This is a genomic window from Stappia taiwanensis (assembly GCF_014635285.1).
Taxonomy (GTDB): Bacteria; Pseudomonadota; Alphaproteobacteria; order Rhizobiales; family Stappiaceae; genus Stappia; species Stappia taiwanensis.
The window spans coordinates 133,904-152,205 of the sequence record NZ_BMCR01000003.1 but is presented as its reverse complement, the minus strand read 5'-3'; the positions used below and the strand labels follow the sequence as shown (position 1 = coordinate 152,205).

The 18,302-nt window shown below is 66.2% G+C and carries 17 protein-coding genes; 9 read left to right on the top strand and 8 right to left on the bottom strand.

Annotation, left to right across the window (positions count from 1 at the left end; all coding sequences use genetic code 11):
• Nucleotides 1-4 precede the first annotated feature (4 nt).
• Nucleotides 5-202, bottom strand: a complete 198-nt coding sequence (gene hemP / locus IEV83_RS08065) for a hemin uptake protein HemP (protein WP_181760766.1) — start codon at nt 200-202, stop codon at nt 5-7.
• A gap of 263 nt (nt 203-465) precedes the next feature.
• On the opposite strand from hemP, the gene IEV83_RS08060 reads away from it, so the two are divergent.
• The gene (locus IEV83_RS08060; RefSeq protein WP_181760767.1) at nt 466-1,719 is read left to right on the top strand and encodes a DUF2325 domain-containing protein; all 1,254 of its coding nucleotides are present in this window, start codon (nt 466-468) and stop codon (nt 1,717-1,719) included.
• Here IEV83_RS08060 and IEV83_RS08055 read toward each other — a convergent pair.
• Nucleotides 1,716-2,378 (bottom strand): class II aldolase/adducin family protein, encoded by a 663-nt coding sequence (locus IEV83_RS08055; RefSeq protein ID WP_181760768.1) that lies wholly within the window; start codon nt 2,376-2,378, stop codon nt 1,716-1,718. The two genes, IEV83_RS08060 and IEV83_RS08055, sit on opposite strands and share 4 nt — an antisense overlap.
• Nucleotides 2,379-2,592: 214 nt before the next feature.
• Here IEV83_RS08055 and mtnA point away from each other — a divergent pair, with 214 nt between their 5' ends.
• The gene (gene mtnA / locus IEV83_RS08050) at nt 2,593-3,693 is read left to right on the top strand and encodes an S-methyl-5-thioribose-1-phosphate isomerase (protein WP_181760769.1); all 1,101 of its coding nucleotides are present in this window, start codon (nt 2,593-2,595) and stop codon (nt 3,691-3,693) included.
• A 187-nt stretch (nt 3,694-3,880) separates the two neighbouring features.
• The gene (locus tag IEV83_RS08045) at nt 3,881-4,936 is read left to right on the top strand and encodes a dipeptidase (protein WP_181760770.1); all 1,056 of its coding nucleotides are present in this window, start codon (nt 3,881-3,883) and stop codon (nt 4,934-4,936) included.
• A 35-nt stretch (nt 4,937-4,971) separates the two neighbouring features.
• Here IEV83_RS08045 and IEV83_RS08040 read toward each other — a convergent pair whose 3' ends face one another.
• On the bottom strand, nt 4,972-5,265 hold the full coding sequence (locus IEV83_RS08040; RefSeq protein ID WP_181760771.1) for a hypothetical protein: 294 nt from the start codon (nt 5,263-5,265) through the stop codon (nt 4,972-4,974).
• A 299-nt stretch (nt 5,266-5,564) separates the two neighbouring features.
• On the opposite strand from IEV83_RS08040, the gene IEV83_RS08035 reads away from it, so the two are divergent.
• The 5 genes from IEV83_RS08035 (at nt 5,565) to IEV83_RS08015 (ending at nt 10,151) form a co-directional block, all read left to right on the top strand.
• Nucleotides 5,565-6,380, top strand: a complete 816-nt coding sequence (locus IEV83_RS08035; RefSeq protein WP_181760772.1) for an ion channel — start codon at nt 5,565-5,567, stop codon at nt 6,378-6,380.
• A 218-nt stretch (nt 6,381-6,598) separates the two neighbouring features.
• On the top strand, nt 6,599-8,005 hold the full coding sequence (locus IEV83_RS08030) for a cytochrome ubiquinol oxidase subunit I (RefSeq protein WP_181760773.1): 1,407 nt from the start codon (nt 6,599-6,601) through the stop codon (nt 8,003-8,005).
• A 5-nt stretch (nt 8,006-8,010) separates the two neighbouring features.
• Nucleotides 8,011-9,018, top strand: coding sequence for a cytochrome d ubiquinol oxidase subunit II (gene cydB, locus IEV83_RS08025; protein ID WP_181760774.1), 1,008 nt, complete (start codon nt 8,011-8,013; stop codon nt 9,016-9,018).
• Nucleotides 9,018-9,158 (top strand): DUF2474 domain-containing protein, encoded by a 141-nt coding sequence (locus IEV83_RS08020; protein ID WP_181760775.1) that lies wholly within the window; start codon nt 9,018-9,020, stop codon nt 9,156-9,158. The genes cydB and IEV83_RS08020 overlap by 1 nt, the downstream gene beginning before the upstream one ends.
• 117 nt (nt 9,159-9,275) lie before the next feature.
• Entirely contained in the window at nt 9,276-10,151 is an 876-nt protein-coding gene (locus IEV83_RS08015; protein ID WP_181760776.1) for a CE1 family esterase, read from the top strand.
• A 40-nt stretch (nt 10,152-10,191) separates the two neighbouring features.
• Here the strand turns inward: IEV83_RS08015 and IEV83_RS08010 are convergent, their stop codons facing one another.
• Nucleotides 10,192-11,373 carry an OpgC family protein gene (locus tag IEV83_RS08010; protein ID WP_181760884.1) on the bottom strand — a complete coding sequence of 394 codons (1,182 nt, stop codon included), beginning with the start codon at nt 11,371-11,373 and terminating at the stop codon, nt 10,192-10,194.
• A gap of 127 nt (nt 11,374-11,500) precedes the next feature.
• On the bottom strand, nt 11,501-12,883 hold the full coding sequence (locus IEV83_RS08005; protein WP_181760777.1) for a tetratricopeptide repeat protein: 1,383 nt from the start codon (nt 12,881-12,883) through the stop codon (nt 11,501-11,503).
• Between the two features lie 291 nt (nt 12,884-13,174).
• Here IEV83_RS08005 and IEV83_RS08000 point away from each other — a divergent pair, with 291 nt between their 5' ends.
• Nucleotides 13,175-14,335 (top strand): YeeE/YedE family protein, encoded by a 1,161-nt coding sequence (locus IEV83_RS08000; protein WP_181760778.1) that lies wholly within the window; start codon nt 13,175-13,177, stop codon nt 14,333-14,335.
• 60 nt (nt 14,336-14,395) lie between these two features.
• On the opposite strand, the gene IEV83_RS07995 is transcribed toward IEV83_RS08000, so the two are convergent.
• The 3 genes from IEV83_RS07995 to IEV83_RS07985 form a co-directional block, all read right to left on the bottom strand.
• The gene (locus IEV83_RS07995; RefSeq protein ID WP_181760779.1) at nt 14,396-16,024 is read right to left on the bottom strand and encodes a thiamine pyrophosphate-binding protein; all 1,629 of its coding nucleotides are present in this window, start codon (nt 16,022-16,024) and stop codon (nt 14,396-14,398) included.
• Complete coding sequence (locus tag IEV83_RS07990) at nt 16,021-17,280, bottom strand: CaiB/BaiF CoA transferase family protein (protein WP_181760780.1); 1,260 nt, start codon at nt 17,278-17,280, stop codon at nt 16,021-16,023. Before IEV83_RS07990 ends, IEV83_RS07995 begins: the two co-directional genes overlap by 4 nt.
• A 386-nt stretch (nt 17,281-17,666) precedes the next feature.
• Entirely contained in the window at nt 17,667-18,179 is a 513-nt protein-coding gene (locus tag IEV83_RS07985) for a hypothetical protein (protein WP_244628113.1), read from the bottom strand.
• Between the last annotated feature and the right edge of the window lie 123 nt (nt 18,180-18,302).

The following is an 18,302-nucleotide window of genomic DNA, read 5'->3' as shown; positions in this document are numbered from 1 at the left end:
GGGCCTACTTGGTCAGAAGCAGTTTCTCGAACCGGGTGATCGACAGGCGGTAGATCATGTCCTTGTGACGGATATGCAGCTCGCGCGCGCCCTTGAACAGGGTCTCGCTGTCCAGCACCGCCGGGGCCGGCTGGTCCTTGCCTGCACCGCTGCCATGAGGGGCCGTCAGGGTCTCTCGGCGCGCATGCGGGGTCTCGGGCATCATCAAATCCTTCCGAAATCTCTGCTTTTTGGAACCGTTCCAAACTTGCGAGTCATTCGCAAGTTATTTCTTGACTGCAATACTCATCTTTTATACCCAAGGCAATGCCCTTCGACGGGATCCGTTGTGCCCCGGCATCCCGATGGGCGGTCCAAGCGCCAGCAAGCCACGCCGTTCGCTCCCTCGTCGGCCAGCAAGCCAGGCTTTTGCAACAAGCGGCGAAAGCCGATGTCCGATGACATTGTTGAGAAGGCGGGTTCAGCATGTGCGGTAGAGCGGAGGATCTGACGCGGGCGATCGATGCCGCCGTCAAGGCGGCGGCGGCCCCTTCCCCTCGTGCGGTCAATACGGCGGAGGCCGGCCAGACGCGGCGGAGGATCGCGCTGTGGGAGCAGAACGACAGTGTCCATTGTTCGCTGCTTGGCACCTGCGCCAGCGTCGGCGACCTGCGCCGCATCGCTCGCAAAGTCGGCATCGACATCGCGCGCGGCACCCCGGACTACGACATTCACGGCCATTTCGTCCGTCTCGCCACCATGGACACCCCCTTCACCCGCGCCTTTCAGAAGCTGCTTGACCAGCGCTTCGAAGGCGCCTTGCGCCGGGTCGCGCGCACCCCTTGCGCACAGGATCTGAATGCCCTTTGGCAACTCATGTGCGAACGCGGCCAGGTCGCCCCGGCCTATTGGGCCTTCATGACCCACAGCCATGTGCCCTCGGATTTGCGGGTGCGGATCTTCGGCGAGGTGCACATGCTGTCGCATCTGGCCGGCGCCTCGTTCCGGCAAAAATCGGTGGAAGCGGTGGCGCTGCGCGACCAGTTGCAGGAGGAAGAAGACCGAGCGCGCCGGGTCGAGGCCGGGCTAAAACAGGCGCTGGAGGCGCGCGACCGGGAGCTTGCGGATCTGCGGGCCACGCTGGCACGGCTGAAAGCGGACCAGGCGGCCCCTGCCCCGGTCGAGCCGCGCGGCGCGTCGCGGGACCTCACCCGGCGGCTCGACAAGATGGAGCGGGCGTTGCAATCGGCCCGGGTGCGGGCGCGGCAGGCCGAGGCCCGTGCGACGGAGCTGGAAACCGCATCGGCAAGGCGCGCCACGGCCTCCCGGCCCCAGACCTCCGCCTCGGCCACGACACTGCCCAGCGTGGTGGCTCTGCAGCCTTCCGGAGCCCGTCCGGAACGGGCTGTGCTCTACATTGGCGGTTTGCATGGCCGCACCGAGCGGCTGCGCGGCATCGCCCAGGCCTTCAACGCCAGCTTCCACCACCACGACGGCGGGGTGGAGGACACGCCGCAGCGGCTCGACGGCATGCTGCCCTCGGTCGATTGCGTGCTGTGCCCGGTCAATTGCGTCAGCCATGACGCCTGCCTCAGGGCCAAGCGCATGTGCCAGAAGCTGAACAAGCCGTTCGTACCGCTGCGCAGCTCCGGCCAGACCGCCTTTCGCAATGCCCTTGCCGCATTGCTGCGGGATGAAGCGGCTGCGCCCGCCCACCCGGACGAGCCGGAAGCCGGTTAATCGGCCGCCGTCTGCGCGCTGAGCCCGTAGCCCTTGAACTTTTCGCGCACCCGTTCGATCTCCGCATCGGGCAGGATCTGCGGTCCGAGCGGCAGCGCCAGATAATACTGGCGCGCCAGGGTCTCCAGTTCCTCGGCAAGCCACATGGCCTTGGCAAGATCGGCGCCGGCGGCCAGCATCCCGTGGTTGGCCATCAAACAGGCCAGCCGCCCGTCGAGGGCCTGAAGCACCGCATCGGACAGCTCCTGGGTGCCATAGGTGGCGTAATCGGCGCAGCGCACCACCGGCCCGCCGGTGGCGGCGATCATGTAATGGCAGGCGGGAATCTCGCGCCCGGCAATGGCCAACGCCGTCGCGTAGGTGGAATGGGTGTGCACCACCGCGCCGATATCCGGCCGGGCATTGAGAATATCGAGATGAAACCGCCATTCCGACGAGGGTTTCATCGGCCCCTCATACGCGCCCTTCCCGCCCAGCGGCAGGGCAGCGATCATCGCCGGCTCGAGCTTTTCATACGGCACGCCGGAGGGGGTGATCAGCATGACGTCGCCGACGCGCAGGCTGATGTTGCCCGAGGTGCCCTGATTGAGCCCGGAGGCGTTCATGCCCCGGCAGGCGTCGATGATCGACTGGCGCAATTCGGTCTCGTGGGCGGTCATGCTGGTCTTCGTCCTGCTTGCTGCGAAAGGCGCACGAGAGCCTTTCCCTCGCGTCCAGATAAAGGTCGCCACCGGCCCGCCGGCGGATGCCCCGACAAGGCAACTATCATCTGTCGATTGCCTTTGACATAATTCGTTTCGGCTTCCCAGGATATGACCCCATCCAGGATCACCAGACCCGCACCATCCGGATGGACCTCAACGGAGAACACTCATGAAAATCGACGGCACCGCCTACCGCTCCATCTGGGCCGGGGCGGACGGCCGCAGCGCCGGGATCATCGACCAGACCCGGCTGCCGCATGAATTCGTCACCCTGGAGCTCAGCAGCCTCGACGAGGCCGCGGTGGCGATCCGCGACATGTGGGTGCGCGGCGCGCCGCTGATCGGCGCGACGGCGGCCTATGGCATGGCGATCGCCCTGCGCGAAGACGCCAGCGACAGCGCCCTCAAGGCGGGCTATGACACGCTGATCGCCACGCGGCCGACGGCGATCAACCTGAAATGGGCGCTCGACGCGGTGATGGCCCGGGTAGCGCCACTCAGCCCGACTGAACGGGCCGAGGCCGCGTGGCATTTCGCCGCCGAGGTCTGCGACGAGGATGTCGCCGTCAACCATGCCATCGGCAGCCACGGGCTGGAGCTGATCCGCGCGCTGGCCGCGCGCAAGCCGGCGGGCGAGCCGGTGAACATCCTCACCCATTGCAATGCCGGCTGGCTCGCCACCGTCGACTGGGGCACCGCCACCTCGCCGATCTACCAGGCGCATGATGCCGGGCTGAAGGTGCATGTCTATGTGGACGAGACCCGACCGCGCAATCAGGGTGCGAGCCTGACCGCCTGGGAGCTGGGCAGGCACGGGGTGCCGCACACGCTGATCGTCGACAATGCGGGCGGGCATCTGATGCAGCACGGTCAGGTCGACATGGTGATCACCGGAACCGACCGGACCACGGCGCTTGGCGATGTCTGCAACAAGATCGGCACCTATCTGAAGGCCCTGGCGGCACAGGACAACGGCGTGCCCTTCTATGTCGCCCTGCCCTCCTCGACCATCGACTGGACCGTGCGCGACGGCGTGCGCGAGATCCCGATCGAGGAGCGCGACGGCGCCGAGGTGACCTGGGTGCACGGGCGCCGGCCCGACGGGGTTGTCGACAAGGTGTTGATCGCCCCGCCGACCTCGCCGGCGGCCAACCCGGCCTTCGACGTGACGCCGGCACGGCTGGTGACCGGGCTGATCACCGAGCGCGGCGTGTGCAGCGCCAGCCAGGCGGGCCTGGCCTCACTGTTCCCCGAACGGGCGGTCGCCTGAACGGACCGGCGATCCCGGACTGAGCGCGGAGCTTCCGCGCCGGTCCCCCGGACCCCATCGGCCAAGGTGTCACCGATGGCGCGCGGTGCGCCGCCTTTGAATTTCCTCTCTCTCCCCTTGCAATGCCCGCTGGCGGCGGCAAGACTTCGCCTCCATACCGCGCGCTGGTCCCTATCAGGAGTTCCCCATGCAGCCTCGCCCCGTCCCCGTGTTCGACGGCCATAACGACACCTTGCTGAAACTCGAACTCGGCGCCGGGACACCACGGGAACGTTCGTTCTTCGAGCGCTCCAGCCGTGAACATATCGACTTGCCGCGCGCACGAGAGGGCGGGTTCGCCGGCGGATTGTTCGCCATGTATGTGCCCTCGCGCGCCTGCGACGATACGGCGACCCCCTACCGCCCCGACGACCCGGCCAACTACGCCGAGGTGGCCCATGGCCCCGCTCTCGACTTCACCCTGAAGCTGGCCGCCCGCGCTCTACGGCTGGCGCGCGACAGCGACGGCCAGGTCGCGATCTGCCGCGATGCCACGGAGATTCGCGCCGCCATTGCCTCCGACGTGCTGGCGATGGTGCTGCATATCGAGGGGGCGGAGGCGATCGACGCGGAGTTGACATCGCTGGAAGTGCTCCATTCCGCCGGGTTGCGCTCGCTTGGCCCGGTCTGGAGCCGGTCCAACATCTTCGGCCATGGGGTGCCGATGACCTGTCCGGCCTCACCGGACACCGGTCCGGGGCTGACAGAGGCCGGCTGCGATCTGGTGCGGGCCTGCAATCGGCTCGGCATCATGATCGACCTGTCGCATATCACCGAGAAGGGGTTCTGGGACGTCGCCGGGCTCAGCGACCGTCCGCTGGTCGCCTCCCATTCGAACGCCCATGCGATTTGCCCGTCCTCGCGCAACCTGACCGACCGGCAACTCGACGCGGTCGCCGAAAGCGGCGGTCTGGTCGGCCTCAACTTCCACGTTGCCTTCCTGCGCCCGGACGGCGCCCATCGCAGCGACACGCCGCTTGAGCTGATGGTCCGTCACGTCGACCATCTGCTGGAGCGGCTCGGCGAGGACGGAGTGGCCCTCGGTTCCGATTTCGATGGCTGCATGGTGCCCGGCGCCATCGGCGATGCAGCCGGGCTGCCCAAACTGATCGACGCCTTTCGCAAGGCCGGCTACGGCGAAGACCTGATCGAAAAGATCGCCTGGCGCAACTGGGTCTCGGTGCTGGAACGCACCTGGGCCTGAGCTCCACCTGACCTTGCGGCCAAGCGCCCGACGGACTACTCGGCGGCGACCCCGGGCTGTTCCGCCGCGATGCGCTCTTCCAGATACCGGGCAATGCTGGTGGCGACCGCGTGCAGGCGCTTCAACTCGGCCTCCCGGCGGGTCGTCGCCACGATCTCGATGGCGCGGCCGCTTCGCGCCCCTTCGCCGAAGCGGCCTGGGCCGCGGACGATGAACCGATAAGCGGCGCCATCCGGCGATTTCGGCGTGTGCAGAATGTCGCCGACGTGCCGCTCGGCGAAACGCAGGGAATCGTCCAGCGTCGGAAGGGCAAGCTGAAGACGCGACATGACACCAACCCCTGTTTCACTCTCACCCGTGCCGCCCCCGCCCCATGAGCGGAGCTGCGGGCATCCGGTTTGACAAACATGCTTCCCTGAATCGTCCCTCGATCCGGCGTGTCTTGCACACACCGACCCAAGATCGGCGACGGAGCGGTCAGACAGCCGTCGCCGGTTGCAAATTCTGACCCGATTCGCGCAAGAGTCCAAAACCGTTGACGAACCATTAAGGTTTTCCGTCCCGGCGGACTTGCCAGGACGCTGTATTGCCATTGACGCCGGCCCCGTCGTCGCGCTCTTGTCAAGGCATGACATCGCATCCGAATCCGTCCGGCACAGCGCAGACCGATACGCGGTTCCAGCGCTTTCGCGCCGGCGTGCGCCGCCTCTACTACGGCATGACGCCGGGTGCCCAGCGCTGGCGGCTGGCGCTGCTCACCTTCGACATCGTGACCATCACTTATTTCGTGATCTCGTCGATGCTCGATCCGAACCGGTCCAATCACATTGCCGATTACCTGATCGCCACCGTACTCACGGCCGACTACCTGCTGCGGCTTGCCGCCGCACACCGACCGGTGCGCGCCGCCTTCGAGTTCACCGCCGTGACCGATCTGGTGGTGATCCTGTCGCTGCTGGCCAGTGCCTTCATCGAGAATCTCGCCTTCCTGCGCGTGGTGCGGATGCTGCGGCTGCTGCGCTCCTACCACCTCTTGAAAGAGCTGCGCGACGCCTCGGCCTTCTTCCGCCGGAACGAAGAGATCATCCAGTCGGCGATCAACCTGGTCGTCTTCGTCTTCGTTGTGACGGCCATCGTCTATGTGGCGGAGGCCCACCGCAATCCGGAGATCAACACCTATCTGGACGCGCTCTACTACACGGTGACCACGCTGACCACGACCGGCTTCGGCGATATCACCATGACCGACAGTTTCGGTCGCTTCCTCACCGTGGTGATCATGATCTTTGGCGTCGGCCTGTTCCTGCGGCTCGTGCAGACGATCTTCCGCCCCCAGAAGATCAACTACACCTGCCCCGATTGCGGCCTGTCACGGCACGATCCGGACGCGGTCCACTGCAAGCATTGCGGGCGGACGATCCATATCCCGACCGAGGGTGAATAGCATTCCTGCCGTCCGCCTGCGCGTCATGGCGCCGCGCGGCGGCGGGACGCGGTTCAATCTGTCACATGGTCGTAACCGGCAGATGCGCCATTTTGCCGAACGAAACCAGGCACGTGCCGACGATATGAGCGCCGGCACCGCCGACAGCAACCGGGTATGCTAGGATACGATCCCCAGGGTTGCACAGCACATAGGACGGAGACAGGAGAGAGTATGTAATGGACATTTCGGCAGTCGATCTGGCGCGAATACAATTCGCCTTTACGATCTCCTTTCACATCATCTTTCCCTCCTTCACCATCGGCCTCGCCAGCTTCCTGATGGTGCTGGAGGGCCTGTGGCTGACCACCAAGCGGGAGGTCTATCTCCGGCTGTTTCACTACTGGCTGAAGATCTTCGCCGTCGCCTTCGGCATGGGCGTGGTCTCCGGCATCGTCATGTCCTATCAGTTCGGCACCAACTGGGCCGTGTTCGCCGACAAGACCGGACCAATCCTCGGTCCGCTGATGGGCTACGAGGTGCTCTCGGCGTTCTTCCTGGAGGCCGGGTTCCTCGGCATCATGCTGTTCGGCCTCAACCGTGTCGGCCCACGGCTGCATTTCACGGCAACCGCGATGGTCGCCCTCGGCACCGCACTTTCCGGCTTCTGGATCCTTTCGGCCAACAGCTGGATGCAGACGCCCGCCGGCTACACGATCAACGAGGCAGGCCAGTTCGCCCCGGAAAACTGGTTGGAGATCGTCTTCAACCCGTCCTTCCCGTTCCGTTTCGTGCACATGATGCTGGCGGCCTATCTGACGACGGCTTTCGTCGTCGGCGCGGTCGGCGCCTATCATCTGCTGAAGGACCGCACCAACGACGCCGCGCGAGTGATGTTCTCCATGGCCATGTGGATGGCGGCAATCGTCACACCGGTGCAGATCTTCGCCGGCGACATGCATGGGCTCAACACGCTGGAGCACCAGCCGGCCAAGATCGCCGCCATGGAAGGACACTTCGAGGGCGGGAACGGTGCACCGTTGATCCTGTTCGGCATCCCCGACATGGAGAAAGCCGAAACCGACTACAAGGTCGAAATTCCCCTGCTTGGCAGCATCATCCTCACCCATTCCCTTGATGGGCGGGTGCCGGGGCTGAAGGACTTCCCGCGCGAGGACTGGCCGGATGCGGCGATCCTGTTCTTCTCCTTCCGGGTGATGGTCGGGCTCGGGTTCCTGATGCTCGGCATGGGGCTTTGGAGCCTGTGGCTGCGCTACCGGGGCACGCTCTACGAGACCCCGCTGCTGCACCGCGCTGCCATGGTGATGGGGCCCTCCGGCTTCATCGCCGTGCTTGCCGGCTGGATCACCACGGAGGTGGGCCGCCAGCCCTACACGGTCTATGGGCTGCTGCGCACCAGCGACAGCATCTCGCCGGTTGATGCGCCGGCGGTGGCCACCTCATTGGTGATCTTCATCATCGTCTATTTCATCGTCTTCGGTATCGGCACCGGCTACATGCTCGCCGCCATGTCGCGTAGCCCTGAAACCGGAAGTGGCCCGACACCCGGTGAACCGGCGCGCGCCGCCGGCGTGACCCCGGCCCCCGCCTTTACCGACCCCCATCCCTCGAACACGACGGAGTAGACCGGATGGAAATCGATCTCGCCCTCGTCTGGGCTCTCATCATCGCCGCCGCCGTCTTCATCTATGTCGTGCTCGACGGCTTCGATCTCGGCATCGGCATCCTGTTCCCCACCGCCCGCTCGGCGACGGAACGCGATCTGATGATGAATTCGATCGCGCCGGTATGGGATGGCAACGAAACCTGGCTGGTGCTGGGCGGCGGCGGGCTCTACGCCGTGTTCCCGCTTGCCTATTCGGTGCTGATGCCGGCGCTCTACGCACCGATCATCGCCATGCTGCTCGGGCTGGTCTTTCGGGGCGTGGTGTTCGAATTCCGCTTCAAGGCGCGCCCGGAACGCCGCTGGATCTGGGACATCGCCTTCTTCCTCGGCTCCCTGACCGCCGCTTTCGCGCAAGGGGTCGCCCTTGGCGCGGTGGTTCAGGGCATCGCCGTCGAGGGCCGCAGCTATGCGGGCGGCTGGCTTGATTGGCTGAGCCCGTTCTCCCTCATGACGGGCGTGGCACTGGTGGTCGGCTACGCGCTGCTCGGTGCCTGCTGGCTGATCTGGAAATGCGAAGGCCCGACCCAGGCCCATTTCCGCGAAAAGGCCCGGATCTTCGCCGTCCTGATGATCGGCGTCATCGGCATCGTCAGCCTGTGGACCCCGTTCCTCCACCCGCAGTTCGCGGAGCGCTGGTTCACCATGCCGCAGATCCTGTACACCGCGCCGGTGCCGCTGATGGTCGCCGCCCTTGCCGTTCTCCTGTTCCGCAGCCTGTCGGGCACCCGGGACGGCCTGCCGTTCCTTGCTGGCCTCGGTCTCTTCCTGGTCAGCTATATCGGCCTTGGCATCAGCCTCTTCCCGCATATCGTGCCGCCGCACATCACCATCTGGCAGGCGGCCGCACCGCAGTCCTCGCTGCTGTTCCTGCTGGTGGGCGCGCTCGTGCTGGTGCCGATGATCCTTGCCTATAGCGGCTATGCCTATTGGGTGTTTCGCGGCAAGGTGCGGATCGGCGAGGGGTATCACTGATGATCCGGCAAGACGGTCAGGACAAGCACCACCCTCCCGGCGGCCTCAGCCGCCGGCTGGCCTGGTTCGCCGGTCTGTGGCTGGCCGGGGTGCTGGCCCTTTTCATCATCGCCGGGGCGATCCGCTGGGCCATTCTCTGACGATATCCGCCCGCCGTCCTCACCAAGCCGTGATGTGACGGCGGGCGAACACAGCTTGCGGCAACGGCCAGACCGGTCATTCTATCGGCAGCGAACCGATGGACCGGAGGCTTGCCGATGGCGCAGCGACCGCCCCTCTTGCGCCGCGTGGCGGCGGCCCTGCCCGGCCTCGCCTTGCTCCTGATCTTCCCCGCATGGCCCGGCAACGGCGCGCCAAGCTGCGGCGTGGACACTCCGTGCCGGATCGCCACGGGCGAATACCGCATCCGCGTTCCGGAAGGGTGGAACGAACGCACGCCGCTCGGCGCCATCGTCTTTCTGCACGGCTGGCGCGGATCGGCGCGCACGGAACTGCGCAACCCGGCCTGGACCCAGCTTGCCAACCAGCTGAACGTCGCCGTTGTCCTCCCGGAGGGCAAGGACGGCACCTGGTCCTATCCCGGAGCTCCAGACGCGCTACGGGATGACTTCGCCTTTTTCGAGGATCTGGTTTCCGACCTGACCCGGCGCTTTCCGATCCGCAGGGAGCACCTGATGGCCGCCGGTTTCTCCATCGGCGGGTCGATGGTGTGGAACCTCGCCTGCCATCGCGGCGAACTGTTTTCGGGCTACGCGCCCGTTGCCGGCGCCTTCTGGGAGCCGGTTCCGGAGAGCTGTCCGTCGCCAGTCCCCGACCTTTATCATGTGCATGGCACCGAAGACCGGACCGTGCCGCTCACCGGCCGGCCGATCGGCGAGCGCTGGCACCAATCGACCGTCGCCGACAGTCTCGCCGTCTGGCAACGCAAAGCCGGGCTGCCGGTGGTCTTTCCCAAGACCGCCCCGGCGCAAGGGCTGGGGTGCCAGCGGCAGGAAACCGGAGACGCGGTCCTGGAGGTCTGCCTGCACGCGGGCGGCCACAGCCTGCGCGCAGCCTGGATCGCCCGGGCCTGGCGCGCGCTTGTCCACGATCTTCAGCAGGACCGGCAGAACGACACGCAAGATGCTCCTTAGCGGGGAACGTCAGACTGCCCCCGGCCTTGCTGGATTTTCGCTATCCGGCCCTTTCGAGCCGCACCCGCCGGTCTGTGGAGGGTTCCGGGCTGGCTTCGAGCGCCCGGGCCGTGCCATTGCCGCCCGAGCCGCCGCCCCGTTTCCAAGGATTGCTCTTGTACCAGGCAACAACATAGGCAACCGCGATCAGCCCGGCGAAACCCGCCAGATTGGCGAGGAGTTCGGCAAGCATGTTGCCACGCCCCCAGGCCATGTCGCGCAGGATGCCGATCGCCTGAGCCAGCACCAGACTGGCGAGAAACACCGCCAGCGACTGTTGTCCGACCTTCTGAACCACCTTGACGAAGCGGCCCCAGCCATTGTCGACGACGAGATAGCGTCCGCCGGAGCCGACCGCGACCCAGGCGAGATAGGCCAGCGCGAGGAAATGCACGAAGCGCAGGATGCCGAAGTGGGTCTTGTTCCAGAGCGGTTCGATGGCCTGCCGCATCTCGGCCAGCAGCGGCACCGCCTGATAGGCGCGGAAATAGGCAAACGGCACGGTCAGCACCACGATGGCCACGGCCAGCAGGATCAGCCCGCGCCACACCGGCGGTGCCGGAATCCAGCCGCGCATGAAGGCAAAGCCGGTGAAGAAGATCAGCTGCCAGGCGAAGGGATTGAAGAACCAGACCCGGTCGGACCAGGGTTCCGCCGGCAGACCGAGATAGCCCAGGGTGGCAAGCCCCCAGCTCAGCCCCATCAGCGCGAAGACCGCGCCGCGCCCGAGACGGGACGCGGCCATGACCAGCGGCAGCATCATCAGGATGACGATGTACATGGGCAGGATGTCGAAATAATTCGGCACATAGGTCAGGGTCAGAAGCCCCGGCAGGGTGGTGTCGATCTTGTCCAGGAAATGCACGAGATTCAGCGAGGCGACATAGTCCTGGGTCAGGCCGCAGCAACTGGCGAGGTAACCGCTGCGCTGTACCGCGATCAGGCCGGCGGCAATCACCAGAAACTGGCAGATATGCGCCCAGTAGACCTGCCAGACGCGATGGCTGACCCGGGCCGCGCCCATCCACCAGCCGCGCTGGTCGAACACCCGGCCGAAGGCAATGGCCGAGGCCATTCCGGAACAGAATACGAAGATCTCGGTCGCATCGGAAAAGCCGAACCGGGCCGGAATCCACAAGGTCCAGGTGTTGTTCGGCAGATGGGCGACAAAGATGATGAACATGCCGATGCCGCGAAAGAAGTCGAGCCGCGGATCGCGCGGCCTTGGCACCGGCAGCGGAGTGTTTGCGTGTACGTTCACCGAAAGACCTTCGCTTGTGTGAATTTGAAACCTTGCGCCGTTGGCCCGGTCAAAGGGGCACGGCCCGCAGACCCTCGTCGCCCATGACCCGCTCGGCGCGGCGCATCCGCTCCACCTGCGCCAGCCGCTCGCTGGCGAAACGATCGGTGGCGCCGCGCAGCGCCTGTCGCTCGCGCAGCAAGCGTTCCGCATCCTCGGCAAGACCGGCACGCAGGGCCGCATCGATTGCCAGTTGCTCGAACACATCGCGCTGCGCATGGCTGCCGCCGATGCTTTGAAGCCCCGGCCGCGCCCGGTCAAGATGGTGGAAGGCGGAGAAGAAATTGCCGCGCTGATAGGCCTCCAGTCCCTGCGCCACCGGCAGACCGGTGCGGGCGGCGACCTCACCCATGTCCGAGTGATCCTCCGTCCAGCCGGACAGGGCGGAGAGCATCCGGTCGGCCGCTTGCCTGCGGCCGCCGCCGCTCAGCGACAGCATGTAGTGAAGGTTGGCGAAGACATTGCAGCGGTCGTCGATCCGGGTTTCCGCCAGCCGCGCCAGTTCCTCCCAGCGCTGGCCTACATCCACGCCTTCGATCTCCAGCCGCACCAGCAGGGAGGCGGCGTTGGAAATGTCGCGGTAATCGTCGGTGTGATCGCGCCGGATCCTGGTATCGTAGAGCCACAGCACCTCGCCGATGTCGCCCTTGTCGAGATACATCAACGCCAGGTGCCACCACACGTGATAGCCGAAATTGTTGCAATGGGCGAAGGTGGCGGTGTGGCCCTCCAACCATTTCCGCCCCGTCTCGGCCTGTCCGGTCATGTCATAGACATGGGCCACCGCGTGCAGCCCCCAGGCATCGTCGGCGGCAAGCTCCAGCGCCTGTCGCCCGGCCCGCTCCGCCTCGGCATAGGCACCGGTTTCCTCCAGCGCGAAGGCATGGCAACCAAGCGTGTACCCCAGCGCCGGATGATCGGCGCCATAGACGGGCAGGACCTTCTCCACCGAGCGCCGCATCGCGGCAGCTTCGCCCAGCACGAAGTAGATCGCATGGGCCAGCTTCATCAGCAGTGGATCGGCAGGAAAGTCGGCGAGCGCCGCATCGAGCCGGGCGGCCGCTTTTCGCGGAAAGCCGTCGAGCCAGTCGCGCAGCGCATCGATCACCACCGTCTCGCGCGCTGTCACCGGCGCCAGCCGGCGCGCGGCATCGGCATCGCGCCAGTCGCCCTCGGCCACCGCCAAGAGTTCCCGGCGCCCGAGCAACAGGCAGAACAGGCCGTGCGTCGCATGGCCCATGGCGAACTGCGGATCGCAGGCCAGCGCCTCGCCGATCAGATCCGGGGTTGCCTTGCCATGGGCCAGGAATGCATTGACCGTGCCGCTCCAGGGCGCAAGCGCCTCCGGCTCGGTGAGGGTCAACGGGTATCCAAAGGGGTCGATGATGCTCATGGCAGCCTCTTGAATGTGCGATCGGGAGGTCTTGACGCACAATCGCGGGCAAAGCATGGCCGAACGGTGGCGCGGACCGAGCGCCGGACCTCTCCTGAGAGGCTCAGAGTGTTCCGCTTGCCCCAATGACACGCAAGACACAATAACTTGTGGCAGCCGTGTCAGGATCGTCGCCCGAAAGTGCCCATATTCCAAATAGCACGCGCCTGGGGAAATGCATTTGCCCGCGCGGCGCGCCAACTGGAAAAGGAAGCCTTCCGGCCCAAGGGTGGAAAGAGGTAGACCATACCCATGACAGCTCTTGCCCAAACCTTCTCCGGACCCAACCGCCTGGTGCTGGCGGCTGCGCTTTCAGGTCTCGTCGCGGTCACCGCTCTTGCCACCCTTCACGGTGGGCATACGCTCGGTCTCGCCACCCTGATCGGCGGCCTTGCCGGCGTGTCGCTCTATCACGCCAGCTTCGGCTTTACCGCCGCCTGGCGCCGGATCGTCACCGAAAAGAGGGGCGGCGGCTTGCGGGCCCAGTTCCTGCTGATCCTGCTGACCGCCCTGGTGTCCTTCCCGCTGATCGGCTGGGGCGCCGGGATCGGCCTTCCCACCGGCGGCTTCGTCTTTCCCTTCGGCATCGCCGCGGCCATCGGCGCCTTTCTGTTCGGCCTTGGCATGCAGCTTGGCGGCGGTTGCGCCTCCGGCACCCTTTTCACCGCTGGCGGCGGCTCGACGCGGATGATGGTGACCCTGGCCGCCTTCGTCACCGGCTCGGTGGCCGCCACCCCGCACATGCACCTATGGGGGCAATTGCCGAAACTGCCGGCGTTTTCCCTGATCGGCAATTTCGGACCGATCGGCGCCTTCGCCATCACCGCCGTCGTGCTCGGGGCAATCGCCCTTTGGAGCGTGCGGGTGGAAACCCGCGCCCATGGATCGCTGGCGGAACCGCGCGCCACGGAGTCCGTTCTGACCGGCCCCTGGTCCCTCGTCTTCGGGGCGGTGATGATCGCCATCGTCGGCATCGCCACCTTCCTCGTGCTCGGACGCCCCTGGGGCATCACCTCCGGTTTTGCCCTTTGGGGTGCGAAGATCTGGCAGGGGCTGGGCGTTACGGTCACCGACTGGCCCTACTGGCAGTGGCAGAAGGGCGCGCTGGAGGCCTCGGTCTTCGCCGATGCCACCTCGGTGATGAATTTCGGCATCCTGCTCGGCGCCATGACGGCGGCGGCTCTGGCCGGCAAATACGCGCCGGTCTGGAAGCTGTCGCGGCGCGACCTCCTCACCGCCCTCATCGGCGGGCTGCTGATGGGCTATGGCGCGCGCCTTGCCTATGGCTGCAACATCGGCGCCTATCTCGGCGGCATCGTGTCCGGCTCGCTGCACGGCTGGCTGTGGCTGGTGTTCGGCTTCATCGGCAGCCTTGCCGGCACCAGACTGCGGCTGAAACTCGGCATGGGCTGAACCGGTCTCAAGGCGGCGAGGGCCTGACCGGCCTACAAACTTCAGGCGGTTTTTGACCGGTCAGAACTTGCCATCATAGGCCCGCCGTCCGATCCGGCAGGCGAGCAGGGTGAAGGTCGGGCGGTCGAGCGCCGCCTGCGCTTCGGCCGCGAGCGTCTTCGCATCCTCCACCCAGACCCCATGGCCGCCGAAGATCCGGGCGAGAGCCGGAAAATCCGTTCCGGCGAAATCCACGCCGAGATTGGCGCGCTGCCCGCTCCGCTGTTTCAGCTCGATCAGCGACAGGCTTTCATCGACCAGCACGCAGACAATCAGCGACAGCCCCATGTCGCGTAAGGTCGCCAGTTCCCCCAGTCCCATTTCCAGCCCGGCATCGCCAACGAATACCACCACCGGACGGGTGGGGTCGGCGAGCCGCTGCCCCATGCCAAGCGGCAGGGCACAGGCCATGGTGCAAAGGGCGGAGGATTGCAGCATCCCGCGTGCAAGCCCCGTCCGCCAGATCTGCGACACAAGGATCCGGTGCGCGCCGCTGTCAGCGGTGGCAACGGTTTCAGGCGGCAGCGCCTTGCGCAGGGTGTGAAACACCGTCGCCGGCCCCCACCCGTCCGGCTCGGGCGCGAACTGGGTGGCAAGCGCGGAGCGCGCGGCCTCGATGGCACCATCGGACCAGGTCGCCCGCGGCGTCACTCCATCCGACAGGGCGGCAAGCCCTGCGGCCACACCAGAGGGGAGAAGATGGCGCACCGCGTGCATGCCATGCAGACGCGGCGTAGCGGCGATCTCGACCACCGGCGCCGCGTCCGGCCAGGGATCGCGCCAGTTGATGCGCATTTCAATCGGATCGTAGCCGAGCAAGAGGATACAATCGGAGGTCTTGAGCAGCGGCAGCAGATGGGCATCCGCCTTGGGGCTGAGGCCGGCGCCGCCTAGCGCCAGCGGGTGCGCTTCGTCCAGCAGGCCCTTGGCCTTGTAGCTGGTGATCAGCGGCACATTGAAGCGGTCGCAGAAAGCGGAAATTTCCGCGCCGGCGCCCTCATTGACCGCATCGACACCGGCAATCGCCAGCGGCCGTTCGGCGGCCGCGAACAGGGTCCGCGCCGCTTCCAGATCCACGCCGTCCGGGCGAAGCTGCGGTGCCGGCGGGACCTTGCCCGCTGGTCGTTCGCGGGTCTCGCACAGGCTTTCGGCGACCGAGATCGGCACATCCACATGCACCGGGCCGGGCTGTCCGCTCAAGGCAATGGCAATCGCCTTGTCCATCATCCGGCCGATGGCGCCGGGCGCGGCGCGGAAGCTGGCCTTGACGATGGGCCGCAGCAATTGCTGATGATCGAACACTTGGTGAGTGTAGCTCTCCGCCTCGGCGGCATCGACGCAGCCGGTCAGGAAGATCAGCGGCACCCGGTCCTGCCAGGCGTTGGCCACCACATTGACCGCATTGGCAACGCCCGGACCGAGGGTCGCCAGCAGAATCCCCGGCGCCGCCTTTCCCGCCCGCGCCTCGGCATGCCAGACCCCTTCGGCCATGAAGCCGCCGGCGTTCTCATGCTTGACCAGATGAAAGGCGATGCCCGCATCGGCCAGCGCGCCCATCAGCGCCAGCACTTCGCCGCCGGGAATGCCGAAGGCATGGCGGCAGCCGGCACCGGCGAGCCGCTCGGCGATCAGATCCGCTCCGGTGGTCATACATCGTCTCCCGGGTCCAGCACGCCGCCCTCGATCAGCGCGGCGATTTCCTTGTCATTCAGCCCCAGCACCCCGCGCAGCACCTCCACCCCATCGGCGCCGCGCCGGGGCGGCGCATGGCGATAGGTGACCGGGGTGCGCGACAGCTTCACCGGGTTGCCGATCAGATCGACCGCTCCGCCCCGCGCCGTCTCATGCGGCAGGGCGATCCGCATGCCCCGCGCCTGGGTCTGAGGGTCGGCGAATACGCCCGCAAGGTCGTTGATCGGACCGCAAGGCACGCCGGCCGCCTCCAGTGCCGCGATCCATTCCGCCGCTGGCCGGGCGCGGGTCAGGTCGCGGATCAACGGCTCCAGCTCGCTGCGTCGGCGCACCCGGTCGGCATTGCGGGCGAAACGCGGATCCGTCGCCAGTTGCGCCGCGCCCGCCACCTGGCAGAAGCGGGCGAACTGGTCGTCATTGCCGACGGCCAGAATGAAACTGCCGTCGCTGGCCGGATAGGCATTGTAGGGGACGATGGTCGGGTGGGCGTTGCCGCGCCGGGGCGGCACCTGGCCATCGGTCAGATAGCCAACGCCCTGGTTGATCAGCCAAGCCACCTGGGTATCGAACAGGGCGATATCGATGTATTGCCCCTCGCCGGTGAGGGTGCGGTGATGCAGGGCGGCGAGGATCGCATTGGAGGCATACATGCCGCACATCACATCGGCGATGCCGACCCCAGCCTTGGTCGGCTCGCCCCCCTCCTCGTCGGGCCGGCCGGTCAGCGACATGATGCCGCCCATGCCCTGGATCAGGAAATCGTACCCCGGACGATGGGCATAGGGGCCGGTCTGGCCGAACCCGGAAATCGAGCAATAGATCAGCCCCGGGTTCGCCGCCTTCAGATCGTCATAGCCAAGCCCGCGCCGGGCGAGATCGCCGACCTTGAAATTTTCCACCAGCACATCAGCGCGCGCCGCCAGTTGGCGGATGATCTCCTGGCCGCCAGTGCTGGCAAGATCGATGGCCAGCGACTGCTTGTTGCGGTTGGCGGAGAGGTAATAGGCGCTCTCAGCGGTCTCCCGCCCGTCCGCATCGCGCAGGAACGGCGGCCCCCAGCCACGGGTGTCGTCGCCGCGACCGGGCCGCTCGATCTTGATCACCCGGGCGCCGAGATCTCCCAGAAGCTGCGTGGCGGTCGGACCGGCGAGAATGCGGGAGAGATCAAGGACAAGGAGGCCATCAAGCGGGCCGGAGGAGCGTTCTGCGCACACAAGAAGGCCCTTTCATCGGCAGGGGTGGCGGGGAAGTGCTTCGCAGGTCGGCAACGCCCCTAGGGTCTGAACTCATAAATGAGGCTGACATGGCATGGGAAATGGCAAAGCCTCGCGAGGAAGGGCGTGCGGAGCGGGCTTGTTGCCCGGTCAAATGCGCTGACGATGCAGGGTGAAGCCATTTCCATGTCCTTCAGGATTTGACCGGATTGCGCCTGCTCATGCGTCGCGAAAGGCTTGAAAATGAACCACATTTCCTGCGCTTCCGCTCCTCGATCAGAAGCAATCCGTCTCAAACCATTTCGACCTCATTTATCAGTTCAGACCCTAGAATACCGCTCCCCCGCCGCCAAGCACCCTTCGTAGTCCGCCCGCTCGGGCCATCATCACCGGGGCGCCGGCAGACGCCTTTGCACCACCGCGCCGAGCACCAGAGCGAACAGCAGGTGACCGACCAGCGAGGCCCAGGTCAGCTGGATAAAGCCGAGGAAGGCCGGAAAGCCGGCGATCAGATGCGCCATCACATAAAGCGCGAAGGTCCACAGGCCGACCCCATAGCCGAGCGCCACGACCGGCCAGGGCAGGAACGGCAGAAAGCGATCCGCAATCGGCCGGGCGATATAGAGATAGCCGATGGGGTAGAACACCACGCCAACGACCAGGTGGATCAACTCCGCCAGCGCGAGGTTGCGAAACCCGAACACCGACTGCACGAGCGCTGCCGGCTGCAACGGTCCGCCAACCCAGAAGGGGGTGATGAACCGGGCCCAGATCTCCCAGGTCGCGTCGGCCAGGATGCCGCCAAGAAGAATGGTTCCGAGGGTCGCCGCCGTCAGCGGCGGAAACAGGGCCGGCAAGGCGGCAGTATCGGAAACGGGTGTGGATTTGCCCTGATGCATGCGTGTCCCTCCGGCGAAGCGGGGACGATCCGGTCGTCACCCTCGGTGTTCCGCTAACGTGGGAAATGGCGGAGATCCGCTCAAATCACAGTCTCGGGACACCGAGGGCACAGGCATTCACGT